20 protein-coding genes are annotated in these 25,913 nt (G+C 52.6%); 12 read left to right on the top strand and 8 right to left on the bottom strand.

What is annotated here, in order from left to right; genetic code table 11:
* The first annotated feature begins 52 nt into the window (after positions 1 to 52).
* Positions 53 to 1,735, top strand: coding sequence for an aminotransferase class V-fold PLP-dependent enzyme (locus tag ABWV76_RS19445; RefSeq protein WP_502914815.1), 1,683 nt, complete (start codon positions 53 to 55; stop codon positions 1,733 to 1,735).
* A 5-nt stretch (positions 1,736 to 1,740) separates the two neighbouring features.
* Here ABWV76_RS19445 and ABWV76_RS19440 read toward each other — a convergent pair whose 3' ends face one another.
* Together ABWV76_RS19440 and ABWV76_RS19435 are read right to left on the bottom strand one after the other, a co-directional pair.
* On the bottom strand, positions 1,741 to 2,643 hold the full coding sequence (locus ABWV76_RS19440) for a universal stress protein (RefSeq protein WP_020411995.1): 903 nt from the start codon (positions 2,641 to 2,643) through the stop codon (positions 1,741 to 1,743).
* Entirely contained in the window at positions 2,643 to 4,148 is a 1,506-nt protein-coding gene (locus ABWV76_RS19435; protein ID WP_502914816.1) for a SulP family inorganic anion transporter, read from the bottom strand. The genes ABWV76_RS19440 and ABWV76_RS19435 overlap by 1 nt, the downstream gene beginning before the upstream one ends.
* Before the next feature lie 388 nt (positions 4,149 to 4,536).
* On the opposite strand from ABWV76_RS19435, the gene ABWV76_RS19430 reads away from it, so the two are divergent.
* The 8 genes from ABWV76_RS19430 to ABWV76_RS19395 all read left to right on the top strand — a co-directional run bounded on the left by ABWV76_RS19430 (position 4,537) and on the right by ABWV76_RS19395 (position 13,271).
* A complete protein-coding gene (locus tag ABWV76_RS19430) occupies positions 4,537 to 5,817 on the top strand; it encodes an efflux RND transporter periplasmic adaptor subunit (RefSeq protein WP_020411993.1) in 1,281 nt (426 codons plus the stop codon).
* A gap of 96 nt (positions 5,818 to 5,913) precedes the next feature.
* Complete coding sequence (locus ABWV76_RS19425) at positions 5,914 to 6,615, top strand: ABC transporter ATP-binding protein (RefSeq protein ID WP_020411992.1); 702 nt, start codon at positions 5,914 to 5,916, stop codon at positions 6,613 to 6,615.
* A gap of 13 nt (positions 6,616 to 6,628) precedes the next feature.
* Positions 6,629 to 7,942: an ABC transporter permease gene (locus ABWV76_RS19420; RefSeq protein ID WP_353377013.1), complete on the top strand. Its 1,314-nt coding sequence runs from the start codon at positions 6,629 to 6,631 to the stop codon at positions 7,940 to 7,942.
* Positions 7,943 to 7,951: 9 nt separating this feature from the next.
* Positions 7,952 to 9,160, top strand: coding sequence for an FtsX-like permease family protein (locus ABWV76_RS19415; protein WP_020411990.1), 1,209 nt, complete (start codon positions 7,952 to 7,954; stop codon positions 9,158 to 9,160).
* On the top strand, positions 9,153 to 9,782 hold the full coding sequence (locus ABWV76_RS19410; protein ID WP_353377012.1) for a nuclear transport factor 2 family protein: 630 nt from the start codon (positions 9,153 to 9,155) through the stop codon (positions 9,780 to 9,782). Before ABWV76_RS19415 ends, ABWV76_RS19410 begins: the two co-directional genes overlap by 8 nt.
* 114 nt (positions 9,783 to 9,896) lie before the next feature.
* The gene (locus ABWV76_RS19405) at positions 9,897 to 11,249 is read left to right on the top strand and encodes a sigma-54-dependent transcriptional regulator (protein WP_020411988.1); all 1,353 of its coding nucleotides are present in this window, start codon (positions 9,897 to 9,899) and stop codon (positions 11,247 to 11,249) included.
* Entirely contained in the window at positions 11,249 to 12,574 is a 1,326-nt protein-coding gene (locus tag ABWV76_RS19400; protein ID WP_353377011.1) for a sensor histidine kinase, read from the top strand. Before ABWV76_RS19405 ends, ABWV76_RS19400 begins: the two co-directional genes overlap by 1 nt.
* A gap of 412 nt (positions 12,575 to 12,986) precedes the next feature.
* The gene (locus ABWV76_RS19395; protein ID WP_020411986.1) at positions 12,987 to 13,271 is read left to right on the top strand and encodes a high-potential iron-sulfur protein; all 285 of its coding nucleotides are present in this window, start codon (positions 12,987 to 12,989) and stop codon (positions 13,269 to 13,271) included.
* Here the strand turns inward: ABWV76_RS19395 and ABWV76_RS19390 are convergent.
* Entirely contained in the window at positions 13,268 to 14,230 is a 963-nt protein-coding gene (locus tag ABWV76_RS19390) for an AraC family transcriptional regulator (RefSeq protein WP_020411985.1), read from the bottom strand. The two genes, ABWV76_RS19395 and ABWV76_RS19390, sit on opposite strands and share 4 nt — an antisense overlap.
* 381 nt (positions 14,231 to 14,611) lie before the next feature.
* Between ABWV76_RS19390 and ABWV76_RS19385 the strand changes: the two genes are divergently transcribed.
* From ABWV76_RS19385 to ABWV76_RS19375, 3 genes are all read left to right on the top strand, one after another.
* Positions 14,612 to 15,754 carry an efflux RND transporter periplasmic adaptor subunit gene (locus ABWV76_RS19385; RefSeq protein ID WP_353377010.1) on the top strand — a complete coding sequence of 381 codons (1,143 nt, stop codon included), beginning with the start codon at positions 14,612 to 14,614 and terminating at the stop codon, positions 15,752 to 15,754.
* Positions 15,755 to 15,857: 103 nt separating this feature from the next.
* On the top strand, positions 15,858 to 19,058 hold the full coding sequence (locus tag ABWV76_RS19380) for an efflux RND transporter permease subunit (RefSeq protein WP_353377009.1): 3,201 nt from the start codon (positions 15,858 to 15,860) through the stop codon (positions 19,056 to 19,058).
* 194 nt (positions 19,059 to 19,252) lie between these two features.
* Positions 19,253 to 20,107: a glycosyltransferase domain-containing protein gene (locus ABWV76_RS19375; protein WP_353377008.1), complete on the top strand. Its 855-nt coding sequence runs from the start codon at positions 19,253 to 19,255 to the stop codon at positions 20,105 to 20,107.
* Positions 20,108 to 20,190: 83 nt separating this feature from the next.
* On the opposite strand, the gene ABWV76_RS19370 is transcribed toward ABWV76_RS19375, so the two are convergent.
* The 5 genes from ABWV76_RS19370 to aceE form a co-directional block, all read right to left on the bottom strand.
* Positions 20,191 to 20,478: a hypothetical protein gene (locus ABWV76_RS19370; RefSeq protein ID WP_353377007.1), complete on the bottom strand. Its 288-nt coding sequence runs from the start codon at positions 20,476 to 20,478 to the stop codon at positions 20,191 to 20,193.
* On the bottom strand, positions 20,468 to 20,770 hold the full coding sequence (locus tag ABWV76_RS19365; RefSeq protein ID WP_353377006.1) for a hypothetical protein: 303 nt from the start codon (positions 20,768 to 20,770) through the stop codon (positions 20,468 to 20,470). Before ABWV76_RS19365 ends, ABWV76_RS19370 begins: the two co-directional genes overlap by 11 nt.
* Positions 20,771 to 20,870: 100 nt before the next feature.
* Positions 20,871 to 21,140 (bottom strand): hypothetical protein, encoded by a 270-nt coding sequence (locus tag ABWV76_RS19360; protein ID WP_282951618.1) that lies wholly within the window; start codon positions 21,138 to 21,140, stop codon positions 20,871 to 20,873.
* Positions 21,141 to 21,391: 251 nt separating this feature from the next.
* Positions 21,392 to 23,035, bottom strand: a complete 1,644-nt coding sequence (gene aceF, locus ABWV76_RS19355) for a dihydrolipoyllysine-residue acetyltransferase (RefSeq protein WP_353377005.1) — start codon at positions 23,033 to 23,035, stop codon at positions 21,392 to 21,394.
* A 17-nt stretch (positions 23,036 to 23,052) separates the two neighbouring features.
* Positions 23,053 to 25,722 carry a pyruvate dehydrogenase (acetyl-transferring), homodimeric type gene (gene aceE / locus ABWV76_RS19350; protein ID WP_020411978.1) on the bottom strand — a complete coding sequence of 890 codons (2,670 nt, stop codon included), beginning with the start codon at positions 25,720 to 25,722 and terminating at the stop codon, positions 23,053 to 23,055.
* Between the last annotated feature and the right edge of the window lie 191 nt (positions 25,723 to 25,913).

Raw genomic sequence — 25,913 nt, 5'->3', positions numbered from 1 at the left:
ACACTGTTTCGGTGTTAAAGCACTAGAGTAATTTCCATGAAAAATACAGGAAATGGAACTCGTGACAGCTCTCATCAAATACATCCGTGACTCAGTTATTGGCGATATGCAGCCCATTGCCACCCCCTTCGGACAGCGACCACTGGTGTACGCTGATTACACTGCATCCGGCCGCTCACTATCTTTCATCGAAGACTCTATTCGCCAAAAGGTGTTGCCTTACTATGCCAACACCCATAGCGAAACGTCTTACACCGGTGCTCAAACCACAGGATTCAGAGAGGAGGCGAGGAAAGAGATCCGGCGTGCAGTCAACGGGAGCGAGGAGCACAAAATCATATTCTGTGGCTCCGGTGCCACTGCCGCCATTAACAAGCTGATCGATATTCTAAAGTTGCGTCCTCCGGTGGACTTGAACCTGCAGCATCGCTTCAGTGACAGTATTTCTGCCAGCCAGCGTCCTGTCGTATTTATTGGGCCCTATGAACACCACTCCAATGAATTGCCCTGGCGGGAAAGCATTGCCGAACTAGTGTCTATTCCGTTGAATAGCACCGGCACATTGGATCTTGATACGCTCGAAAATCAGCTGCGTGCGTACGCTGACCGCCCCCTGCGGATCGGCAGCTTTTCCGCCGCCTCTAATGTCACCGGCATCGTGACCGAAGTAGAAGCTGTCACCCGCCTACTTCACCAGTACGGTGCCCTGTCTTTCTGGGACTACGCCGCGGCCGCCCCCTATATGGCAATTGATGTGCGCGGTGAGCAAGACCCCCGGGGCGATAGTTCAAAAGACGCTGTATTTATCTCTCCGCATAAATTTGTCGGTGGCCCCGGCACTCCAGGAATTCTGGTGGTGAAAGAGAAGCTACTGCAAAACGCCGTCCCTGCAGCACCCGGCGGTGGCACGGTGCTCTATGTCACTCCTGAGGATCACCGTTACCTCGAAGACCCGGAGCGCAGCGAGGAAGGCGGCACCCCGGCGATAGTCGAGTCCATTCGCGCAGGCATGGTCTTTAAACTCCAGCAAACTGTGGGTATCAATGAAATAACCCAGAGGGAGAAGCGGCTGATCGGCCATGCTCTCGAGCGCTGGTCAAAGGAAGAGAACATCGAGGTTCTCGGCAGCCTTGATATACCGCGTCTTTCAATTGTCTCGCTGCGCATCAAATGGCGCGGGAAGGATTTGCACTACGGCTTTGTAGTAGCACTACTCAATGACCTTTTCGGAATCCAGGCCCGCGGTGGCTGTTCCTGCGCAGGCCCCTATGGGCATACCCTTCTGGATATCGATATGGCCTATAGCCGGGCGCTGGAGGGACAGATACTCAAAGGGCAAAAATTAATGCGTCCGGGCTGGGTACGCCTGAATTTCAATTACTTCATCAGTGAGACAGTATTCGAATATCTGCTTGAAGCCGTGGCTCTGGTAGCGCGCCACGGCTGGAGACTACTGCCGTATTATTATTTCGACCAGGATCAGGGAGTCTGGCGCTATCAAGGCAAAAAACCAGAGTCCGCAGCCAGCCTGGCGCAATTGAACTTCAGCAATTGCCCTTCCAGTAAAAGCGAGCAGGAGGTGTCATTACTTCCTCTAGAGGAGTACCTGGCCATTGCCGAGCGGGAGCTTTGCCGCAAACCACGCAATGCAAAATTCTACGATCTACCGCTTCCCGAGGATGCGGAGGCTTTGCGTTGGTTTGTCAGCCCCCGGGACGCAGTACTCGCGCTCTAGGAAAGTTATCGCAATAGCAGCAGAGGCTGGCGGGTCTTGAGTAGCATCTTCGCTGTGATACTGCCCATCAACAAATCGCGCAGACGATTGTGACTGAACGCCCCCATCACAGTGAGGTCAATCTGGTGCTCCTCCTGATAGGTGATCAAGGCCTCAACTGTATTACCCTCCAGATTACTGGCCGTTACTGCGAGGCCGGCCTTATCCAATTCGGCACTGGCCTCAGCTAACAGCTTTTCCGCCACTTGCGCCGGTCCTACATTTACCAGGTGGCAGGACAGGTCGCGGAACAGCGGGCTACCAGCTATCAGGCCCAGGGCCTTGCACGCCGCCTCACTACCGTCATAGGCAAGCATAATCCTCTGCGGCTGCTGAAATTCCCGATTAACCACCAGTATCGGTTTGTGCAGGGAGCGGACTACAGTTTCCAACTGTGCGCCCAGCCCCTGCTCCGACTCGCCGTGCTCCTCACCGCGAATACCGAGTACCAGAACACGAATGCAGTCTTCCAGCTCCACCACAGATTCTGTCAGGGTGTCGTGGCGCTGGCAGGTAATGACCTGTCCAACGCCGGCATCCTCAGCGCGATTTCGTGCCGCCTGCAGCATGAGCTTGCCCTGCTTCACCAGCAATTGCGCACGCTGCTGCTCAAGCGCCGTCAGTTCTTCCAGCAGCTCTTCCTGGCTGCCTAAGCCGATACTGCCGGTAAAATCGGTGACCGCAGGTACACTACTGCGCTCAATGTTATGCAACAGCTTTAGCGGTGCGTCCAGCTTGGCAGCCAGCCAAGCGGAGTAATCACAGACGGCGCCGGTGTATTGGGAACCATCAATACAGGAAAGTACCACTGGTAAAGACCCACCATTATGTGTCTCTTTATTGTTATTTTCGCTGCTGCTTACGGCCATCAATGTCCTCCAAGAACCCGCTCAATTTCCTCGGGCTTATCGTGTACGCCGAACCGGTCGACGATGGTTTCACTAGCTTCGTTCAACCCTACCAGCTCCACTTCTGCACCCTCACGACGGAACTTGAGCACCACCTTATCCAGCGCATTTACTCCGGAAATATCCCAGAAATGCGCGCGATTGAGATCGATCACTACAGTATCCACCACTTCCTTAAAATCGAAAGAGGCCATGAACTTATCGGCGGAGTTGAAGAAGACCTGTCCAATGACCTTGTAGGTTCGGCGGCTCTGAGCTTCTTCGAGAGAGCTGCTCACGTACATAAAGTGGCTAACCTTATTGGCAAAGAACAGCGAGGCCAGTAACACACCAACAAATACACCATAGGCCAGGTTATGGGTCCACACTACCACAACCACAGTAGCCAACATCACCAAATTTGTGGAGAGCGGGTAGCGTTTCAGGTTGCGGATAGAACTCCAGTCAAAAGTACCTATGGAAACCATAATCATGACCGCAACTAGTGCTGCCATAGGAATTACCGCAACCCAGTCACTGAGAAACACCACCAGGGTCAGCAGGCCAACGCCAGCTACCAGAGTTGAGAGCCGACCTCGGCCACCGGACTTCACATTGATGACAGACTGGCCAATCATGGCGCAACCGGCCATCCCCCCCAGGGAGCCGGCCGCGATATTGGCGATCCCCTGACCTTTACACTCGCGGTTCTTATCACTCGGAGTATCGGTCAAGTCGTCCACAATCGTTGCTGTCATCAGGGATTCCAGCAGACCTACCACTGCCAGACCAGCGGAGTAGGGGAAAATAATCTGTAGGGTTTCGAAATTCAGCGGAACCTCGGGCCAGAGGAAAATAGGCAGGGTATCCGGCAACTCGCCCATATCCCCCACGGTACGGATATCCATCCCCATGGTGACAGCCACTGCCGTCAGCAACAGGATACATACCAGCGGTGAAGGCACAGCTTTACCAATCACCGGGACATAGGGGAATAGGTAAATGACCCCCAGACCCGCAGCTGTCATGGCATAGACCTCCCAGGAACCACCAATCAACTCGGGCATTTGCGCCAGGAAGATAAGGATCGCCAGGGCATTCACAAACCCCGTGACCACCGCCCGTGAGACAAAGCTCATCAAACTACCCAGCTTCAGATAGCCAGCGATGATCTGCAACACCCCGGTGAGCAATGTGGCTGCGAGCAGATATTGCAGTCCGTGCTCCTTCACCAGGGTCACCATCAGAAGGGCCATTGCGCCAGTAGCGGCGGAAATCATCCCCGGCCGACCGCCCACAAAGGCAATGACCACAGCAATACAGAAAGAGGCGTAGAGGCCAACTCGGGGATCAACTCCCGCGATAATCGAGAAAGCAATGGCTTCGGGAATCAGTGCCAGGGCCACTACCAGGCCGGCGAGTACGTCGCGACGTATATTGCCGAACCAGTCGGCTTTGGTCGAAGAGAGCAGCGATGGAAGGAACATAAACGCAAATAAATTTGAATTGATCAAAAAAAGGCCGCGCACTCTACCACAAACCGCCGTCCCCCCGCATGACAACCACTCTCGTGAAACCGCAAGCAAAGTTCGGTATCCGCCCCTCTTCCGGCGCAAATATGCAGCTTACAGTGCCCTGTCCATCTCCCGGACAGGGCGGACAGCGGACACTTTTAGCGGACACTCCTGTGATTGTGCACATCCCCATAAAAGAAAAATATCAATAAATATCAATAAGTTACAGGCATAAAAAAGTTGGCACAGCGTTTGCGTAGTAGCTCACAGAGCAGATTTTTTTGATTTGCATCCGAAACAGAAATGCACTGCATCCAAATTACAAAGCAGAAGCAATCGCACAGAGAAGTGGAAAGCAACAATGATTAGAGATACTTCCAGGCAAGATACACAAATCGAAGCCCTACCGCTTTGGAAAAACCCCAAAGCCTATAAGGCTGCCGCCTTGCTTGGCCTCACCATCGCATTTTTGATCTGGGGTGTTAATGCCTGGCATAGGACCGGCTCAGTAGATAACACCCTGTCCTTATCCCGTATCAATATTGCCCAGGTTGAGCGCGGTGACCTGATTCGAGACTTGGTGGTTCAGGGCAAAGTGGTCGCAGCCAACAGCCCCACACTTTATAGCCCTGCGCAGGGCATCGTTAAGTTTGCGGTAAAAGCCGGAGATACTGTGAAAGCTGGGCAAGTCCTCGCCTCGGTTGACAGCCCTGAGCTATCCAACCAACTCGCCCAGGAGGAAGCTCAACTCAATAAACTGTCCGTAGAATTGCAACGGCAGAAAATACAGGCCAAGCGCCAGCAGTTGGAAAACCAGCAAAAGGCCGATCTCGCCCGGGTAAACCTCACCGCCGCCAAACGGGAGTTAAAACGGGCTGAGCTTTCCAAGGAGAAGCAGATTATTTCCCTGCTCGACTTTGAAAAGAGCAAGGACGATATGGCCCGAGCACAACTGGAGTATGAGCAGGCTGTACAAAACGCCGAGCTGGAAAAAGAGTCCCTGAGCTTTGATACCCAAACCCTTCATTTACAAGTGTCCCAGCAGAAGTTGCAGGTAGAGGAACTCGAGCGCCGCGTGCGGGAATTAGAAATCCTCTCCCCTGTCAGCGGCACCATCGGCAGTCTCGCCGTATCCCAGCGCAGCGCCGTTGCCGCTAACGCCCCCTTGATCACCGTAGTTGACCTCACCAGTTTTGAGCTTGAGGCGGCAGTGCCAGAGAACTACGCCGACGACCTCGGCTTGAATATGGCCGTGGCCGTCAACCTAGGGGGGCGTGAACTACCCGGTGAAATCACTGCGATATCCCCCGAAGTCATCGACAACCAAGTCATCGCCCGAGTGCGTTTTAGCGAGGGACAACCCCAAAACTTGCGCCAAAACCTGCGCCTCACCGCCCGCGTGCTACTGGAGAATCGCAATGATGTGCTGCTGGTGAAACGTGGTGGTTTCCTGGATCAGAGCGGCGGCCGCTTTGCATTCCGCCTCAACGATCAACAACAGGCAGAGCGCGTCGCCATTCAAATTGGCGCGCTGGGACTGAAACAAGTGGAAATCATTTCCGGCCTGCAAGAGGGAGATCAAATCATTATCTCCGCCTCCGAAGAATTGGAGAGGGCACAGCTAGTTGCCCTGAAAGAATAAACCGAGCGAGACATTCAACACGCGCAAGCTACACCCACTCAGTTTCCGCGATTTATCAACGATTTAAAAATTCAGTGACAAACAAGGAACATCGCCATGCTTAAGATGCATAACGTCCGCAAGAGTTTCCGCACAGACACTATTGAAACCCACGCCCTGCGTGACTTCAGCCTAGAAGTGAAGGAGGGGGAATTTGTCTCTGTCACCGGCCCCAGTGGCTCCGGAAAAACGACCTTTCTGAATATCGCAGGGTTATTGGAAACCCCAACCGGCGGCCAGTACCTGCTGGATGGCGAGGATGTAAGTAACCTGAACGATCGCCAGCGCTCCCGCCTGCGTAATGAAAAGATCGGGTTTATTTTCCAAGGGTTTAACCTGATCCCGGATCTAAGCTTGTTCGACAATATTGATGTCCCTCTTCGCTACCGTGGATTCAGCGCTAAAGAACGCCGCAAGCGTATTGAGAAAGTACTGGAGCAAGTGGGCTTATCCGCCCGCGCAAAACACTTGCCTGCACAGCTTTCCGGCGGACAGCAACAACGTATTGCTATTGCCCGGGCCCTGGCAGGGGAGCCACGTTTCCTGCTCGCAGATGAGCCCACTGGAAACCTCGACTCCCTAATGGCACGCCAAGTAATGGAGCTGCTGGAATTTATCAATGAGTGGGGAACTACCATCGTAATGGTTACCCATGATCCGGAGCTGGCCCGTCGTGCGCACCGCAATATCCAGATCGTGGATGGGCAAGTGTGCGACCTGCGCCCGGTCACAGAGCAACCCGAAGCCGCTACTGCTTAAGGAGTCTGCAGTAATGATTGGATACTATATTTCCCTGGCACTGCGAAGCCTGCGTCGTACACCGACATTAAGTGCGTTGATGGTCGCTGCTATCGCGGTGGGTGTGGGTGCCTCCATGACAGTACTCACCCTCAACTACATGATGTCGCAGAACGCGCTAGAGCATAAAGACGATGTTCTTTTTGCCGTTCAACTCGATAGCTGGGATGTTAATGAAGCCGCAAATACCACCAATGAAATTCCCTGGCAGTTGACTTATAGAGATGCCCAAGCCCTACTGCGCTCTGACATCCCCACCCATCAAGTGGCCATGCACCGCTATGGTTTTACCGTGGAACTGGAAGAGTCAGCAATCCGGCCTTATACCGCTGACATCCGCGTAACCACCCGTGATTTCTTTAACCTATTCGATATCCCTTTTATATATGGAGGCACCTGGGAGAAGACTGCCGACAGCTCACCCATGCAAGTGGTGATACTCTCCAAGGCCACCAATGAAAAGTTATTCTCTGGAGAAGACAGCGTTGGTGAAACCGTCATATTAAATAGCCAACCTTTTACCGTCATTGGCGTTATTGATGCCTGGGAACCCTCACCCAAAGTTTACGATGTCAATAATGGTTCCTTTACGAAAGTTGAATCCCTTTTCGTGCCTTTTGGTCTTCACCGCAAGCTGGAAATTTACAGCTGGGGGAATACCAATGGCTGGGATAGTGGAGAGGGCGAAGGTTATGAGGGTTTCCTACAAAGTGAGAGCGTCTGGATTCAGTACTGGGTGGAACTCACTAATAAAGAACAAAAAACCGAGTACGAAAACTTTCTAACCGCATATATTCAAGGGCAGAAGGACCAAGGGCGCTTCGAGCGACCATTGAATTTTGCCCTGAGTAAACCTTCCGAATGGCTGGTTCTCAACGAAGTCCTCAGCGATGACAATCGCGTATTGGGCTGGGTATCCCTGGCTTTTCTGTTAGTTTGTGTTATCAACGCAGTAGCTCTATTACTCGCCAAGTTTCTCCGCAAAGCGCCTGAAGCGGGTGTGCGTCGGGCACTTGGAGCCAGCCGCAATGCCATTTTCACACAGCACCTCATTGAAAGTTCAACCATCGGTATTCTCGGTGGGATAGCCGGTATTTTACTTGCTTTTATGGGGATCAGTGGAATCCGTTATTTAGCTATGGGACAACTGGATACGGTCGCGAGGATGGATTGGGTGATGGTGATCGCAGCCATCGGTCTCGCGCTAATCGCAAGCCTGCTGGCAGGGCTTTACCCAGCTTGGCGTATCAGTCGCACTAACCCTTCCATTTACCTGAAAACCCAGTAAGGACGAGTCATGCTTGAATTAAAACCCATGTTATCCGCCCTCTGGCGTAACAAAGTGCCTGCCCTGCTGATCGCTCTTCAACTTGCATTGACACTGGCAATCATCAGCAACACGGTTGTGATCGTAAAAGATCGTATTGCAAAGATAGAAAGACCCACCGGTATTGCCGTAGAGGAGATCATTGCCATCAACGTAATGGCAATTCCCAATAACTACGACATGATTGGAGCCGTATCTTCTGATTTGGAGTTACTGCGAAAACTGCCTTTCGTCAAAGATGCAACCATTACCAACCAAGTCCCCTTATCGCGGTCTGGCTCCGCGGGCACTTTTTACACTCAACCTAATCAGGAGGTCGGCGGAGAGGTCTCTAACAGATACAACACCGACCCAAACTTTATCAATACCCTAGGTTTAAAATTAGTGGCGGGGCGAAATTTTACCAATGCTGAAATGCAATATTTTGATCCAAGTGAAATTCGGGATATCAATGTCGCAGTTATTACCCAGCAGTTCGCCGATAAAATTTACCCAGACCAAGATCCTATTGGAAAACCCCTCTATGATGGCAACACTTCCCATCCAATAGAAATTATTGGTGTTATCGAACGGCATCTGGGCGCCTGGGTGGACTGGTCAAAAGCAGGTAATGTGGCCTTTTTCCCCATTGTCAGAAATACTCAGGACGTCAATTATTTAGTACGCGCCGAACCAGGCAAGCGCGATGATGTGTTAAAAACCTTGGTAGATAAACTGTCTGAAAGGGACCCTCAAAGAGTCATTAAAACCAGAGTGCTCTCAGAGTATGTCGCTCGCAGTTATGCAGGCGATAACTTAATGGTCAAAGTGTTATCTATTGTTGCGGCCACACTCAGCTTTATCGTAGCGCTGGGGATCGTCGGGCTGACAATCTTCTGGATTAACCAACGCGCCAAACAAATAGGTGTTAGACGGGCACTAGGGGCTAGCCGCAGCAATATCAGCCGCTATTTCCTGATTGAAAACAGTCTGATTGCCGTTACCGGTATCGCCCTGGGCAGTGCCGCAGCCCTAATCGTTAATCAGTATATGGTACGCGATTACTCTCAGCCGGTATTAACCCTACTACCTCTCCTTATCTGTGCTCTATTGGTATTGGTTGTTAGTCTCGCTGCTGCACTAGCGCCAGCACTGCGTGCAGCCAATATCTCCCCGGCTACCGCCACGCGCAGTGTATAAAATCAAATTGAAACTGGTGGTCGGGCTTTTTTCGCTGACCGCCAGTTTGGTGAAAAGTAAGATAGTAAATAAAAAGGGAGAATTTATTATGCGAAATTATTTGATGGCTCTAGGTTTTACTGCCATATCAATTTTCATACCCACAGCAATTGCCGAGCAACATCCCGTCGTTGCCGGCCCTCAAGCTACGGAGAAATTAGAAAAGGAAATCACCGTTGTGGACTCACAACTTTTTGATGCTGTTTTCAACAGCTGCGACATTAAAAAACTGGGTCAACTCGTCACCGATGATTTTGAAATGTACCATGATAAGTGGGGGAAAACTGCAAGCTCAGCACAAGAGTTTCTCAATGGTATTAGCAGTATGTGTGAACGTCAAAAATCCGGCAGTGACATTAAAGCGCGCCGCGAACTCATTAACGATAGTGTTAGAGTTTTCCCAATGAACAACTACGGGGCCATTCAAAGCGGTACACATAAATTTTATGGCATAAATGCTGATAACAGCGAAGTATTACGCGAGAGTGGACAGTTCACCCACCTCTGGAAAAAAGAGGATGGGCAGTGGAAGCTCGCCAGAGTATTGAGTTTTGATCACCAACCTGCCAGCAATGGTCATTAGCCTCTGACACTAACGTTCAAACCTACGGCCTGGATTTAAACACCAGCGGCAGCAGTTCCCCCTAACCACTCACTCATTGCATAATGGCCAGCTTACAAGCTGGCTCTTGGTCCTATGGATAAAATACTCATTATTGACGATAACAGCGGTATCGTCTCGGCCCTGGAAATACTGTTGTCATTACATGACTTGCAGCCCCTCTGTGCCATTACTCCCCAGGCAGGTCTGCAATTATTACGAGAGAACCGGGATATCAGCCTGGTGATCCAGGATATGAACTTCACTGCGGACACCACCTCTGGTGAAGAGGGGCGCGAACTGTTTTTTGCTATTCGCGAAATCAATCCGGATCTGCCCATTATCCTCTTGACCGCCTGGACGCAATTGGAAATGGCGGTGGAGCTGGTCCGCGCTGGAGCGGCCGATTACCTGGGCAAACCCTGGGACGATAACAAGCTGATCTCCACGATTGTCAACTTACTAGAGCTGGGCGAGCTACAAAAACGCCAGCGTGCGTCACAACAACAGGCAATGAATGCCCGCAGCGAACTGCGAGAAAAGTTTGACCTACGAGATATTATTTACCGTAGCGATAATATGCAAAAGCTTTTGGAAATGGCCACCCAGGTAGCCAAGTCCGATGTACCTGTGCTGATCACAGGCCCCAACGGGGCGGGTAAAGAAAAAATAGCCGATATTGTTCAAGCTAACTCACTACTCCGTGATGGCCCCTTTATCAAAGTGAATGTCGGAGCACTGCCGGAGGAGCTGATGGAAGCGGAGCTCTTTGGCGCGGAGCCCGGAGCCTACACCGGAGCAGGAAATAAGGCCCGTGAAGGTCGTTTTGAGGCGGCCGATGGAGGCACCCTGTTTCTCGACGAGATCGGCGAACTCTCTGCCAGTGGCCAAGTAAAACTGCTACGTGTGCTGCAAACCGGAGAATTCCAGCGTCTTGGCAGCAGTCAAACGCGGAAGGTTAAAGTACGGGTAATCAGCGCTACCAACAGTAACCTGCCCAAGTCCATCACTGAGGGCAACTTCCGCCAGGACTTATACTACCGCCTGAATGTGATCGAGCTGCGTCTACCTCCTCTTTGTGAACGCCCCGAGGATATAGCACCTCTGGCAATAAGCTTTTTAGGTGAAAACAGTAACCCCAAAAAACTTTCCCCACAGGCACTGACCGCAATGACCCGCTACCAGTGGCCAGGCAATGTACGCGAATTACAGAATGTGATGCAGCGTGCATCAGTCCTGTGCCAGGAGGACACCATTGATGAGGCGGTGCTGGCCTTGCCCGAACAGCCTGTAACTGAAAAAGTTGATGTGAGTTTTGAGCCTAGTAGGGAGCTACTACAGCAAACCCTAGCCAGCTGCAATGGTATTATTGCCCAGGCTGCAAGAGAGCTGGGTATGAGCCGTCAAGCGCTGTATCGTCGCTTGGAAAAACATGGTATTTCCTATTGATGTCCAAACATTTTTCCCTGGAGGGGCGCATCGTTGCCACAGCCACTCTGGCATTGATTATAGGTACAGCTATCCCATGGCTTTGTATTTATATAGGCCTGGATCCACGCTTATCGTGGGCTACGGGGCTGTTCCTCGGGATTATTATTATCCTGGGGCTGATGCGTCAGGTTCTCACTCCCCTGACGACCACCCTTAAATCCTTACAGGGGGGGCTACTTAATTTTCGCGATGGTGATTTTTCGATCTCTCTGGTCCCTCCCAGGGATATAGAGCTCCGCCAGATTACAAATTTATACAACGAAATCGGTGAGCACCTGCGACGTGAGCGCGCTCATATTTATCAGCGCGAATTGCTCCTCGATACTGTGATCCAAAGCTCACCGCAAGCGCTGTTACTTCTCGATCAAAGCGATCACATCATTTATTCCAACAGCAGTGCCAAAAAACTACTTAATGCCGGCAGGCCCATCCAAGGCCTGCTTTTACAGAAACTACTCCCCAATAGCCCAGGGGAGATCGCAAATGCTATTAATAATTGGGAAAACGGGCTTTTTAACTACACCGATACAAATGGAACTCACTCCATGCACATCGGTAATAGTACATTTGTACTCAATGCGCAAAAGCACCGCTTGATTGTTTTGCGTGAGATGACAAGAGAGTTAACCCGCGCTGAAGTAGAAGTTTGGAAAAAAGTCATTCGCCTAATCAGCCATGAGCTCAATAATTCTTTGGCCCCCATATCCTCACTGGCGCACTCAGGCAAAATGCTTATCGCCAAGCCAGATAAAGCTGCGGCGCTGGAAAAAGTTTTTGATATCATCGCCGACCGCTGCAAACACCTGACGGAATTTACCCAGGGCTATGCCAGTTTCGCGAAGCTGCCTGCCCCCAGTTGCGAAACTGTGGATTGGCAGACACTTATCGAACGTATTGCCCCCTTGCAGGAATTCACCTTGTCGGGGGATTTACCAGAGCGCCAGGGGTATTTTGACCCAGTACAAATCGAGCAAGCCCTACTGAACCTGATCAAAAACTCCCACGAGGCCGGTTCCAGTAATGAAGATATTAAAATTACCATCAGCACTGATGGCCTAGGACAAAAACTCGTAATTGCGGATCGCGGCTGCGGCATGAGTGAAAAAGTTCTACAACAGGCACTACTTCCATTTTTTTCTACCAAAGAACAGGGTGTGGGCCTTGGCTTAGCGCTGTGCAGAGAAATTGTCGATGCCCACGGAGGACACATTCAACTGCTAAACCGTCCTGAGGGAGGATTACAAATTACCTTATGGCTGCCCTGGGCTAAAGAATCTCACTAGCGAGGAACTTGCCCAAAAAGCAAACCATCAAATGGTTATCTGCTCAAATAGCAAGTTATACAATAAATTAAGTGTCATTCAGACCTATAGCAGCTTTGGCTAAACAAGGCGGCCCCCTATTTATGGGAGCAAAAAACTTTAACAAAAATTTCTTTTATACAACTACCTAAAGCAACCCTATCCAAAAAAATCACGGCAGATTAAATAGTGCTCCTCCAGCGGCTAATTTAGTGCGAAGCCTGATTTCAGCTGACCAGGGAACAGACAGGTGTATTGAACCCTTAAATGACAATAAGATTGATTCTTACTTCTCTTTTTTTTCTGTAAAAAGTGTTAATCCCAGCAAAAACCTCTCGTCCAGCTACTCTGAATTTTTGAAGCCCTAACCAATTAATTTGGACACTTTTCTAGCATGGACCGGAAACAGACTATCTCCCGTAGAAAATTCCTCAAAATCTCCAGCTGCTCACTAGCGATATTACCGGCGGCAGTTATTGTCACAGATCGCACTAACGCACAGATCAAGGCAAAAAAAGAAGCCGTGAATTATCAGGACACACCAAATAATGGCAAGAAGTGCGTTGACTGCCAGCTTTTCCAGCCGCCTAATGCCTGCATCGTGGTCGAAGGAGAAATCAGTCCTGAGGGGTGGTGCAGCCTGTTTGTCCTCAAACAGGGTGATGCCACCTCGGACTAGGCTGGCACCCTTTGCTCACCACGCAGCTTACTCACATCCGCACGTGGGGGGAGGCCAAACATGCGGCTGTACTCACGGCTAAAATGTGAAGGACTTTCATAGCCCACCCTATAGCTGGCGGAAGCTGCCTCCAGGCCCTCAGTGAGCATCAAGCGGCGGGCTTCATGTAAGCGCAATTTCTTTTGAAACTGCAGGGGCGACATGCGGGTGATTTGCTTGAAGCTGTGATACAGCGATGACTCGCTCATATTCGCCTGCTCTGCCAAGTCACTAATGCGTAGCGGCTCCGAGTAGCGGTCCTTCAATACTTCAATGACTCTGGATACCCGATTTGCCTGACTGTCTGCCATAGCAAACTTGCGCATACGGGCACCGATTTCACCCATTAAGGCGCGATAGATAATCTCCCGTCGCGCCAGGGGGGCCAATATCTGAGCATCCACAGGAGTTTCCAACAGGTGTACCAGCCGGCTCAATGCATCCAGCATTCCCTGATCCATCTGCGTCACACAAAGGCCACAACTCACTTCAGGGCAGTCATACCCCGCCTCCACTCCCGGGGCCTTATCTCCCAGCTCCAATACCAGGTCAGCTACTTCTTTGGGATCTATCGTTAACTTCACACCGAGGAAAGGGGTGTCCTCCGAAGCACGCTCTACTCGCCCAAGAATGGGAAGATGTACTGAAGTCGCCACATAGCTGAGAGGCATATAGGAAATTTCCCTGTCTCCCAACTCCAGAGTTTTACTTCCCTGAATAATAAAATTGAGAGATGGCGCATATACAGAGGAGGCACAAGCTACCGGCTCGTTACAACGGATTAGGGCCAAACCATCCAAGTAGGTTTCTATTAGCCCCTGCTCGGGTGCCAGTCGCTGGAGTGTCCCGGCCAACTTCTTGCGAGTAGGTTCCAGCAAAGAAGTTGGAGACTGTTGATTCACACTGCCATCGGTTCTCATACGTTCCCCTTTCGACCGCATCCCAGCGGGCTACATCAATCTAGGTGGCTCACAGTATACGGAGTTTTAGGCAATCTCCCGACTCTTTTGCAGGAATGGGCAATTACCGTGCAGTAATAGATAACCGCAGACGAATCATACCTCTCAAATCACGGTAAAATCTCATTCAATTTGACAAACAACTAGTTATATATCCAGTTCCAATTACTCCCCCCATGCGGCACTCATTTCTACATCACTTTCCCCCTTAAGCAGGAATAGGCAATCAATCCATAGTTACCGGATACCCTCATCATCTTGCTCATCATTAAAGTTGCAGTCCTAGTAGGAGAGGAGCCATTCAGCACCTCCCTCTTCCGTAGCAAAGGGAGTACACGCGTTATGGTCAAGAAATTAACAGTCACTTTACTCGGTCTGTCCGCACTGGTTCTGTCCGGTTGTGGCACCGGCGAGCCTGCGGGACAACAGCCGCCGCCACCTGCGGTTGAAGTTGCAAAAGTCGGCTCTGAGCCTACCACCCTGTGGCGCAGTTTTACCGGGCGAGTTGTAGCGCCCGAAACCGTGGAATTACGTCCCCGCGTGAGTGGCTATATCGACCAGGTTTCCTTTGCCGAAGGTGCCCTAGTAAAACGTGGCGATGTCCTGTTCACCATCGACCAACGCCCCTATAAAGCCCGTCTTCGTGCTGCTGAGGCCGATTTACAGCGAGTGCGCAGCCAGCTGTCCTTCAGTGAAAAACAGGCCGGCCGCGCTCAGCAGCTACTGGACAGTAAAGCGATCTCCCGCGAGGAATACGACCGTCGCATCGCCTCAAGGGACGCGGAACGCGCAGCCCTAAGCGCCGCAGAAGCAGCAGTGGAAAACGCCCGACTCGACCTCCAGTACACTCAGGTCAAGGCTCCAATTAGTGGTCAGGTAAGTCGCGCCCTAGTCACTAAAGGTAATCTCGCTAATGCCGATGCCACCTTGCTGACCACTCTGGTCTCTGTAGACCCCATGTACGTCTACTTCGAAAGCGATGAACAGACTTTCGCCGAGAGCCGCCGCCTGCTCAAGGCCGATTCTGCGCCTCCAGTACATATCGGCCTCTCCGGTGAAAACGGCTACCCCCATAAGGGCAAGCTGGACTTTATCGATAATCGCCTCAATAGCCACACAGGCACCATCCAGTTCCGGGCAGTGGTTTCCAATACCGAAGGTACTTTTAAGCCCGGACAGTTCGCCCGTGTGGAGATGCCCATTGAAGAAATGGATCAAGCAGTACTAATCGATAGCAAGGCCGTACTTACCGATCAGGACCGCCGCTACGTCTATGTGGTCACTCAAGAGAACCTGACAGAACGTCGCCCAATTCAAGTAGGGCCACGCCAGGGTGAGCGCACGGTAATTCGCAGTGGCCTGCAAGTTGGCGAACGAATTGTGGTCAACGGCCTGCAGAAAATTTTCTTCCCCGGTATGCCCGTGGTGCCTGAAATGGTTGCCCAGCAAGTGCGGGGTGGTGGCGCCCAGGCAGCGGGCCACTGAGACAACGGGTAGAAGGCAGCCCTACTATGGCCAGCATCCACTCTGGAAGAGTTATATCAATGGAATTCGAGCGTTTATATTGCCGCTCACGGGGTAGCAGTGTATGAATTTTTCCCGTTTCTTTGTCGACCGACCTATTTTTGCATCGGTGCTGTCGATCATTATTTTTGTGGTGGGTCTGATCAGTATCCCATCGCTACCGGTTAGTGAATATCCGGAAGTTGTACCACCCAGCGTGCAAGTTAGCGCTCGCTACCCTGGAGCCAACCCCAAAACGATTTCCGAAACTGTTGCCACACCATTGGAGGAAGCCATCAATGGTGTAGAAAACATGATCTACATGAAGTCGGTAGCAGGCAGTGACGGCACCCTCACTTTAAATGTCACTTTTAAACTGGGCACCGATCCAGACCAGGCCCAGGTTCAGGTACAAAACCGGGTATCCCAGGCACTACCCCGTCTACCGGAAGATGTACGCCGCCAGGGGGTAACCACGCAGAAGCAGTCGCCCAACCTGATGATGGCGGTGCATCTGATCTCTCCAGACGACAGCCTCGATGCGACCTATATTCGCAACTACGCCGTACTGCATATCCGTGATGAGCTGTCGCGCATTCCCGGTGTGGGCCTGGCCGCCGTATTTGGCTCCGGAGACTATGCCATGCGCCTGTGGGTGGACCCGCAGAAAGCGGCGGCCCTGGGCGTGACTGCAGCGGATATCGTCAGCTCAGTGCGTGAACAAAATGTACAGGTGTCCGCCGGACAGATCGGCGCCTCGCCGATGCCCAATGGTTCTGATTTCCTGATCTCTATCAACGCCAAGGGCCGCCTGCAAAGCGAGGAAGAGTTTGGCAATGTGGTACTGAAGACCGGCAGCGATGGTGAAATTACCCGATTGCGTGACGTGGCGCGGGTTGAACTGGCTTCATCTCAAGACTCTCTACGCGCCTTATTAAACGGCCGCCAGGCGGTTGCCATTCCGATTTTCCAGTCTCCAGGCTCCAATTCCCTGGAAGTCTCCGCTGCAGTGCGCGAGAAGATGGCAGAACTGGGAGAACAGTTCCCCGAAGGCCTGGAGTGGAAAGTTGCCTACGACCCAACCGTATTCGTCAGCACTTCCATCAGCTCTGTGATCAAGACCCTTCTGGAGGCGGTGCTGCTGGTAGTGCTGGTGGTTATCCTGTTCCTGCAGACCTGGCGCGCCTCCCTGATTCCACTCTTGGCCGTGCCGGTATCTATTGTCGGCACCTTTGCGGTGCTGTTGATGCTGGGCTTCTCGATCAACACCCTGACCCTGTTCGCCATGGTACTGGCCATCGGTATTGTGGTGGATGACGCCATCGTGGTGGTGGAAAACGTCGAGCGCAATATCGAGGAGGGACTGACACCTTTAGCCGCTGCCCACCAAGCCATGCGCGAGGTGAGCGGTCCGATTGTCGCCATCAGTTTGGTGCTCTGTGCGGTATTTGTGCCCATGGCCTTCCTGGACGGCATCACCGGTCAGTTCTACCGCCAGTTCGCCACCACCATTGCCATCGCCACCATTATCTCCGCGATCAACTCCCTGACTCTGTCCCCGGCTCTGGCGGCAACCCTGCTGAAGCCCCACGGTGCCAAGCCGGATATACCCGCGCGCATTATCGAGCGCCTGTTCGGCTGGTTATTCCGCCCGTTCAACCGCTTCTTCCAGCGCAACTCCGAGCGCTATCAGCGGGTGGTGGGCCATAGCCTCAAGCGTCGCGGTATCGTATTTGGGGCCTACCTGATATTGCTCGGCGGTACCTTCGCCCTGTTCCAACAGGTGCCCGGCGGCTTTATTCCGGTTCAGGATAAGACTTACCTGGTGGGTAGTATTCGCCTGCCGGAAGGTGCCTCCCTGGACCGCACCGAGGAAGTTGCGCGCCGCGTGAGTGAATTGGCTTTGGAAACTGAGGGGGTTGCCAACGCCGCGGCCTTTGTCGGCTTCAATGCCCTGCAAAGTACCAACACCCCCAACGTGGGCACGGTATTTATCCTATTCGACGATTTCGATGAACGTGAGCGCAGTGCCCAGGAAATCGCTGCGGAGCTAAATGGCAAAATCTCACAGATCAAAGAAGGCTTTGCCATGACCTTTATGCCGCCGCCCATCTTCGGGCTGGGTGCTGGGTCCGGCTACTCCCTCTATGTCCAGGACCGTCGCGGTGCCGGCTACGGTGAGCTGCAAAATGCTACCAATATGCTGGCTGGGGCCCTGAGCCAAGCCAGCGGCCTCAGCTACCCCTTCAGCTCCTACCAGGCCAATGTGCCGCAGATGGACGCCGAGGTAGACCGCCTACAGGCCAAAGCCCAGGGCGTGCGTATGGACGATCTATTCGGCACCCTACAGCTGTATTTCGGCTCCATGTATATCAACGACTTCAACTTGTTCGGTCGCACCTACCAGGTGGTTGCCCAGGCAGATGCGCCTTTCCGCGATGAAGTGCAGGATCTCGATAATCTCTACACTCGCAATATGAATGGGGAGATGGTGCCCATCAGCACCATGGTGACCCTGCGCCAGAGTTACGGACCAGACCCGGTGATCCGCTACAACGGCTATCCGGCAGCCGACCTGATGGGGCAGTCCGATCCCAGCATGTTGTCCTCTTCCGAGGCACTGGCAGCGGTTGAGCAGGTTGCCAGCCAAGCCCTGCCACCGGGCATGCAAATCCAGTGGACCGACCTCAGCTTCCAGCAGGTCAACCAGGGCAATGCCGCTATGGTGGTTTTCCCACTCGCAGTACTGCTGGTATTCCTGGTACTGGCCGCACTCTATGAGAGCTGGGTTATGCCGCTGGCGGTGATCCTGATCGTGCCCATGTGCCTGCTGGCTGCACTATTTGGTGTCTGGGCTACTGGCGGCGACAACAATGTTTTCGTTCAAGTCGGGCTGGTTGTTTTAATGGGACTTGCCTGTAAAAACGCCATTCTGATTGTGGAGTTTGCCCGCGAACTGGAAATGGACGGTAAGGGCCCGGTAGAAGCTGCCTTGGAAGCCTGCCGCCTACGTCTTCGTCCGATCATTATGACTTCCGTCGCCTTTATTGCCGGTGTTGTTCCACTGGTATTGGCCGGCGGCGCTGGCGCTGAGGTGCGCAATGCCATGGGCATTACCGTATTTACCGGCATGATCGGTGTCACACTGTTTGGCCTGTTCCTGACACCCGTGTTTTATGTTGCCCTACGCAAAATTGCCGGCGGTAAAATATCCACGTCAAAGAATGTAAGCGCACATCAAGTCCAGGATACCCCCTTGCCGTTAGAAGAACCTGCTAACGGCTAAAGCCCCTTACCCCCAGGCACATATTTGTGCCTGGGGCTTTTTCTTTTTACGCTCGTCTTTTCAATAGCGGGCACCGGCCTGGAACCCTTTCCCCATTTGCTCAAAAGTAATTCTTGCCCTCATAGGCAAGGCATGGAGTCACACTACGCGAGGAAACCAGCCCCTCCAAACGGTTCACAAACCTTGGACTAGACTTGCTTCAGCAGCTGGAATTCACCAGTCAACGATTAAGGCCATGGAACCCAGATAGTCTCGTTCCTGAAATGTTACACCTCGTCACTATTGCCACTCACTCTGAAAGAATGTTCCCTGTTCTACAGGAATCCGCCAAACGCAATGGGGTTTCACTCACCATACTCGGGCAAGAACAACCATGGGAAAATTTTTCCACAAAAATCGATCTGCTTCTCCCTTTCTGCAAGACTCTACCGGAAGAAGATATCCTCTGTTATTTTGATGGTTTCGATTCAATAATCTTACCGGCCATTCATCAACTCGAGAGTAAATTTTATTCTTTTGACCGAGATATAGTATTCTCAAATGACCACCAACATAGTGGAACACAGGGTTTCTTCGAGCGAAAGTACTTTGCAGGAAACACCATATTTTCAACGGGTATATTTATAGGAAAAGTAAAAACATTAAGTCATCTATTTTCAGTCATTAAGGAGATGTATCCCGACTATAGCGATGACCAAAAAATGATAAGGGAATACTACACACACCATTCGCCTGAACACATTGGAATAGACGGCAAATCCAGGCTCTTTTATAACTTTGACCTCTCAGACGGAAGCTTTAACCTTCTCAATCAGGTAAATTGCATTGACCAGGGGCAAATCCAGCTTAAAAATAAAGAGATGCCCTGCATTATTTCCTTTCCCTGCAGCTGGTTCGCCATAGGTGTTACAAAGAATATTCACGTACTATTAAAAGAACTAGGATATGATTATTACCATGAGGTTAACATCAAGAATACATTCAATGGATTAAAGCACTATATCGGCACGACCATCAAAGACAGTTTAAAGTCCTTGCTTAAAATCTAATTACTATAGCCTGAGTAAACTTAATATTTAAGTATTCTTAAACCACCCAAACCTGAATCAAATAAAGCTGCACGCATCCGGTGCTAGTAAAAACTGTAGCTCAATACAAAGGGCGAATAAGGTCCCGCACACCACTCGCCAGTATCTAGTTGGTAACAGTGCACACCGGCGGCAATGCAGTTTTCAAGTTCCCCCATGTAGGGGTCGCCCACAAGACAAAAACGCGGGAAAGCCGTAATTTCATCGGGTGGTACTGGGCTGCGCTTATAAGTGTAATAAACCGGGTCGCCACACAAATCCTGCCAAAAGCCATCGGCGCAGCCGCCGAGCAACTGCGCAAATATCAAAGGCAGTATAATTTTACTCTTCATAAGAGATACATCGCCTTCCACCAGAAATATCTATACAACGAGCACTGGGTGGACAAATAGAACCGGGCGCTAGCTCTTCAGAATCTCCGGGACAACTGGAATAACTGGATTTACGTGATGGGGGCACTGCGGGCACGTGTGACGAAGGGGCAGGATAAGCACGGTAATCCAGATGGCGCGGTGTAGGTGGACTGTAAGGGTAAACCACTTGATTGCGTGTATCTGGTGTTCCACAAGCTGCCAATAACAAGCTCGTTGTAAACAATGAAATTACTATCGGGGATTTTTGCATGGGCACTTCTCCGTATCGGTACCACGCGAAATTGACTTCGCGTACTTCGGTAAAAGACCGGGTTATGCTGTAGCGATCTCCATGCGGATTCCCACAGAGGCTAATACACCCTCAGTATCGGGAAAAACCAACTAGAGGAATCGTACACTCTATCCTCGCAACTCTCCTCACACTGAAAACCGACCGTTATAGGTGGCCGAAGTCGGGAGTGATGGGCGCCGGCATCAACAAAACTCTCGCCTTGCCTGGCTGTGCCAGTCTCAAAGAAGAATGGATCTTCACCCTCCACTTCCTCAGCCGGCAAAAACAAGCAACCCTGCATCACCAGTGCCGATACGACAGGAAAGGCGAATTTCCCTGAAGGTCTCATGATCCGACACTCCACATTTTCAGTGTTGCGTTGATAGTTGTCTTTCTCTGAGTCTAGTTGCCAGGGAATTTCCAGCCAGTTGGCGCCAAGTCATTTATTCGCATAATTCATCTTTAAGTGAATTTAAACGTCATTTTCCTTCCACCCCACTGCGTAGGCGAGCATACCTAAAAGCAATAGCTACATAAGGCAGCTCGAAAAATAAAAAAGCGGCCAAAGGCCGCTTTTTTAGGGTAATGACTCTGGAACCTTTACAGCAACAATCGACGCACGTCTGCCAGCACGCTGACCAAATAAGTCATAAAGCGTCCGGCATCTCCGCCATTTACCGCGCGGTGATCGTAGGAGAGCGCCAAGGGCAACATCTGCCGGGGCTCAAAGTCCTTACCGTTCCACACCGGCTTCATCGCCAGCTTGGATACTCCGAGGATACCTACTTCCGGAGAATTGACGATCGGGGTAAATCCGGTGCCGCCGATAGCCCCCAGGCTGGAGATAGTGAAGCAAGCACCCTGCATCTCGTTGGGTTTCAGCTTGCCATCACGGGCTTTCAGGGCCATCTCAGTGGCCTCGGCCGCCAGCTCGTACAAGCCTTTTTTATCCACATCGCGGATAACCGGCACCATTAAGCCTTTTGGCGTATCCACTGCCATCCCCACATGTACATAGTCCTTGCGCACAATGTGCTCGCCATCATTGTGCAGGGATACATTAAAGCTGGGCTCTGCGCGCAGGGCTGCGGCTACCGCTTTCAGCAGGAAAGGCACTGGGGTGAGCTTCACTCCGCGCTTCTCCGCCTCGGCCTTCATGGACTTGCGGAAGGTTTCCAGCTCAGTGATATCCGCATCATCAAACTGGGTGACGTGGGGCACATTAAGCCAGTTACGCGACATGTTGGCAGCGGTGATCTTGTGGATCTTGCTCATCGGCTCCACGTTCACCGGGCCAAACTGGCTGAAGTCGATATCCGGCATCTTGGCAATACCGATTCCACCGCCTACGCCAACGGCACCGCTCTCAGCCTTCTTCACCTGTTCGCGGATATAGTTGTGCAGATCATCCTTGGAGACCCGGTTGCGGGGACCCGTGGGCTTCACCTTGTTCAAGGTAACGCCCAACTCCCGCGCCAGTTTGCGCACGGCAGGACCGGCGTAAACCTGGGCTGCGGCGGTAAAATCTCGTTCCAGCTGATGATCTTTTTGCGGCACTGCCGGGGGCTCAACAGACGCAGATACCTGCTGTGGCGCGCTCTCGGCAGGCGCTGTCGCTGCAGGGGCTGCAGCTGTAGCCGCGGGCTCGGCGGCGCCTGCGGCAACTACTTTCAACACACCAAGGGTATCGCCAGTGGAAACCTTATCACCTTCCTTAACGGCGATAGAGACCACAGTACCGGCGCTGGGGGAAGGCACATCCATAGAGGCTTTATCGCCTTCCACCACAATCAGGGAGTCGCCCTCTTCGACCGTGTCGCCGGGCTGTACACTGATCTCGATCACATCAACTGCATCGGCACCACCCAGGTCCGGGACCTGGATCGTTTCCTCTTTCGGCTCACCGCTCACTGCTGCCGCAGGGGCTTCAGCTGCGGGCTCGGCCGCCGGTGCAGTTTCTTCCTTGGCAGGTGCCGCAGCGGGCTCCTCTGCCGGCGCTTCCGCTACATCGGTTTCGATCTCCCCAATCACATCGCCTTCAGAGACCTTATCGCCCTCTTTCACGCTGATGCTGAGGATTTTGCCAGCCACTGGGGCTGGGACATCCATGGAGGCTTTATCGCCCTCCACCACAATCAGTGAATCCTCTTGCGCGACGGTATCGCCGACAGCAACAGTAATTTCAATCACATCCACCTGATCGGCACCACCGAGGTCAGGCACTTTAATGACTTGTTTTGCCATAGGAGTTCTGCCTTCTCTTAGCTGATGCGCGGGTTAACTTTTTCGGCGTCGATATTGAGCTTCACGATCGCTTCCGCAACCTCTTTCGCATCAATAACGCCCTGCTTGGCCAAGCCGTTCAGTGCGGCGATTACCACGTAGTTGCGATCCACTTCGAAGAAGCGGCGCAGCTGCTCGCGGCTGTCACTGCGGCCGAAACCATCGGTACCCAGGGTGGTCAGTTCACCGTCGATAAATTCGCGCAGTGGCTCCACGTAGGAACGGATGTAGTCGGTAGAGGCGATAACGGGAGACGTGTTGCCTTCGAACTGCTCAGTGATCCAGGCTTTGCGCGGCTCAGCTTCCGGGTGCAGCATATTCCAGCGCGCCGCATCCTGACCTTCACGGGCAGCTTCAACGGCGGAGGTGAGGCTCCACACGTCAGAAGTCACACCGAACTGGTCGGCGAGGATATCCGCCGCTGCCAGTACTTCGCGCAAAATAGTACCGCCACCAATCAGCTGCACATGCTTTTTCGCCGCTTTGCCCTTGGCGCCTTTCTTGACGTTGGACTGCAGCTTGTAGATACCGCGAATAATGCCTTCTTCCACACCCTGGGGCATTTCCGGCTGCAGGTAGTTTTCGTTCTCGATGGTGATGTAGTAGAAGAGGTTCTTCTGCTCCTCGTACATCTCTTTCAAGCCGCGCTGCATAACCACTGCCAGCTCGTAACCGTAGGCTGGGTCATAGCTGCGGCAGTTGGGGATAGTGGAGGACAGCACGTGGCTGTGACCGTCCTGGTGCTGCAGACCCTCACCGTTCAGGGTGGTGCGGCCGGCAGTGGCGCCGATCAGAAAACCGCGTGCCTGCATATCTCCAGCGGCCCAGGCCAGGTCGCCCACGCGCTGGAAGCCAAACATTGAATAGTAAATATAGAAAGGCACCATCGGCACGCCGTGGTTGCTGTAGGCAGTGGCCAACGCCATCCAGGCGGACATAGCGCCAGCTTCGTTGATGCCCTCTTCCAGCACCTGGCCTTTCTTGTCTTCCTTGTAATACATGATCTGGCCGTGATCCACCGGGGTGTAGCGCTGCCCCTGGGAGGAATAGATACCCAGCTGGCGGAACAGGCCTTCCATACCAAAGGTACGGGCTTCATCGGGAACGATCGGCGCGATGTTCTTGCCGATATTCTTGTCTTTTACTAGTGCGGCAATGGCGCGAACGAATGCCATGGTGGTGGAGATTTCACGCTCACCGGAGCCTTTAGTCAGTGCGCTAAATGCGTCGAGACCGGGAATTTCCAATTTTGGGCACTCAACCGGGCGACGGGGAACCGGACCACCCAGGGCCTTGCGACGCTCCGCCATATATTTCATTTCCGGGCTGTCCGGAGATGGACGGTAGTAAGGCACTTCTTCCAACTCTTTGTCGGTGAGCGGAATGGCAAAACGGTCGCGGAAACGCTTGAGGGAATCCAGGTCCAGCTTCTTCACGGAGTGAGTATCCATCGCCGCTTCACCGGCGGAGCCCAGGCCGTAGCCTTTAACCGTTTGCGCCAGGATTACAGTGGGCTGCCCTTTGTGGGCCATAGCCGCCGCGTAGGCTGCGTAAACTTTGTAAGGATCGTGGCCGCCGCGATTGAGCTTCATAATCTCATCATCGGACATATCCTTAACCAGCTCCAACAGCTCCGGGTATTTGCCGAAGAAGTGTTCACGGGTATAGGCACCACCGTTGGCCTTGAAGTTCTGCATCTCGCCATCGACCACTTCGTCCATGACTTTCTGCAACAGGCCTTTATCATCTTTCTCCAGCAGCGGATCCCACAGGCGGCCCCAGAGTACTTTGACAACGTTCCAGCCGGCACCGCGGAATACGCCTTCCAGCTCCTGTACGATCTTGCCGTTGCCGCGAACCGGGCCGTCCAGGCGCTGCAGGTTACAGTTGACCACAAACACCAGGTTTTCCAGTTGCTCTCGACCCGCCAGGGAAATTGCGCCCAGGGTTTCCGGCTCGTCACACTCGCCGTCACCGAGGAAAGCCCACACCTTGCGATCGCCGCGCGGGGACAGGCCGCGGGCAGACAGGTAGCGCATAATGTGTGCTTGGTAAATCGCCTGGATCGGCCCCAATCCCATGGAAACCGTGGGGAACTGCCAGTACTCCGGCATCAGCCAAGGGTGCGGGTAAGAGGAGAGGCCATTGCCATTTACTTCGCGACGGAAGTTGTCCAGCTGCTCTTCATCGAAGCGCCCCTCGAGGTAGGAACGTGCATAAATGCCCGGCGCACTGTGGCCCTGGAAGAAAATCAGGTCACCGCGCTCTTCGCCCTCATTACCGCGAAAGAAATAGTTAAAGCCCACATCGTAGAGAGTAGCCGCAGAAGAGAAGCTGGAGATATGGCCGCCGAGATGGTCGTTGTTCTGGTTAGCGCGCACTACCATCGCCAGGGCATTCCAGCGGATCAGAGAGCGTATGCGGCGCTCCATAAACAGATCGCCGGGCATGCGTTTTTCCGCATTGGGCGGAATGGTATTGCGGTAGGGTGTGGTGATAGCCGCGGGCAGCTGTACGCCTACATCAGTAGCGCGATCGGACAACTGCTTCAGAAGGAAGGCTGCGCGTTCTTTGCCGCTGTAGCGGATAACCGCCTGCAGCGCATCCAGCCATTCCTGCGTTTCGAGGTTATCGGTATCTTCGTGCATCAAGTGCTCCTCGGCGAATTAGGCGACGTCGAGTCGGTCTATTTCTCAAAAATCGGTACGCGGGCAAACTACAGCGCGGGCAAAAAAAAGCTTCCTTTTTTTCTTGGTTCCGCCAATTCACCAACTTTGTTGGCGCAAATGCAAAGTGCGTGTTTCTTCACTTGAATATGGCGGAGAGGAAAAGCGACGCC

Source organism: Microbulbifer sp. NBRC 101763 (genome assembly GCF_040371615.1).
Classification (GTDB): Bacteria; Pseudomonadota; Gammaproteobacteria; order Pseudomonadales; family Cellvibrionaceae; genus Microbulbifer; species Microbulbifer variabilis.
This window is presented reverse-complemented; position numbering and strand designations above follow the sequence as displayed.

Excerpts from the sequence above, each read along its gene's own strand:
- ABWV76_RS19405 (WP_020411988.1), top strand. The coding sequence starts at position 9,897 with ATGGATAAAATACTCATTATTGACGATAACAGCGGTATCGTCTCGGCC.
- ABWV76_RS19395 (WP_020411986.1), top strand. The coding sequence starts at position 12,987 with ATGGACCGGAAACAGACTATCTCCCGTAGAAAATTCCTCAAAATCTCC.
- ABWV76_RS19385 (WP_353377010.1), top strand. The coding sequence starts at position 14,612 with ATGGTCAAGAAATTAACAGTCACTTTACTCGGTCTGTCCGCACTGGTT.
- aceE (WP_020411978.1), bottom strand. The coding sequence starts at position 25,722 with ATGCACGAAGATACCGATAACCTCGAAACGCAGGAATGGCTGGATGCG.
- ABWV76_RS19360 (WP_282951618.1), bottom strand. The coding sequence starts at position 21,140 with ATGAGACCTTCAGGGAAATTCGCCTTTCCTGTCGTATCGGCACTGGTG.
- ABWV76_RS19415 (WP_020411990.1), top strand. The coding sequence starts at position 7,952 with ATGCTTGAATTAAAACCCATGTTATCCGCCCTCTGGCGTAACAAAGTG.
- ABWV76_RS19380 (WP_353377009.1), top strand. The coding sequence starts at position 15,858 with ATGAATTTTTCCCGTTTCTTTGTCGACCGACCTATTTTTGCATCGGTG.
- ABWV76_RS19445 (WP_502914815.1), top strand. The coding sequence starts at position 53 with ATGGAACTCGTGACAGCTCTCATCAAATACATCCGTGACTCAGTTATT.
- ABWV76_RS19440 (WP_020411995.1), bottom strand. The coding sequence starts at position 2,643 with ATGGCCGTAAGCAGCAGCGAAAATAACAATAAAGAGACACATAATGGT.
- ABWV76_RS19420 (WP_353377013.1), top strand. The coding sequence starts at position 6,629 with ATGATTGGATACTATATTTCCCTGGCACTGCGAAGCCTGCGTCGTACA.
- ABWV76_RS19365 (WP_353377006.1), bottom strand. The coding sequence starts at position 20,770 with ATGCAAAAATCCCCGATAGTAATTTCATTGTTTACAACGAGCTTGTTA.
- aceF (WP_353377005.1), bottom strand. The coding sequence starts at position 23,035 with ATGGCAAAACAAGTCATTAAAGTGCCTGACCTCGGTGGTGCCGATCAG.
- ABWV76_RS19425 (WP_020411992.1), top strand. The coding sequence starts at position 5,914 with ATGCTTAAGATGCATAACGTCCGCAAGAGTTTCCGCACAGACACTATT.
- ABWV76_RS19435 (WP_502914816.1), bottom strand. The coding sequence starts at position 4,148 with ATGTTCCTTCCATCGCTGCTCTCTTCGACCAAAGCCGACTGGTTCGGC.
- ABWV76_RS19390 (WP_020411985.1), bottom strand. The coding sequence starts at position 14,230 with ATGAGAACCGATGGCAGTGTGAATCAACAGTCTCCAACTTCTTTGCTG.
- ABWV76_RS19370 (WP_353377007.1), bottom strand. The coding sequence starts at position 20,478 with ATGAAGAGTAAAATTATACTGCCTTTGATATTTGCGCAGTTGCTCGGC.
- ABWV76_RS19400 (WP_353377011.1), top strand. The coding sequence starts at position 11,249 with ATGTCCAAACATTTTTCCCTGGAGGGGCGCATCGTTGCCACAGCCACT.
- ABWV76_RS19430 (WP_020411993.1), top strand. The coding sequence starts at position 4,537 with ATGATTAGAGATACTTCCAGGCAAGATACACAAATCGAAGCCCTACCG.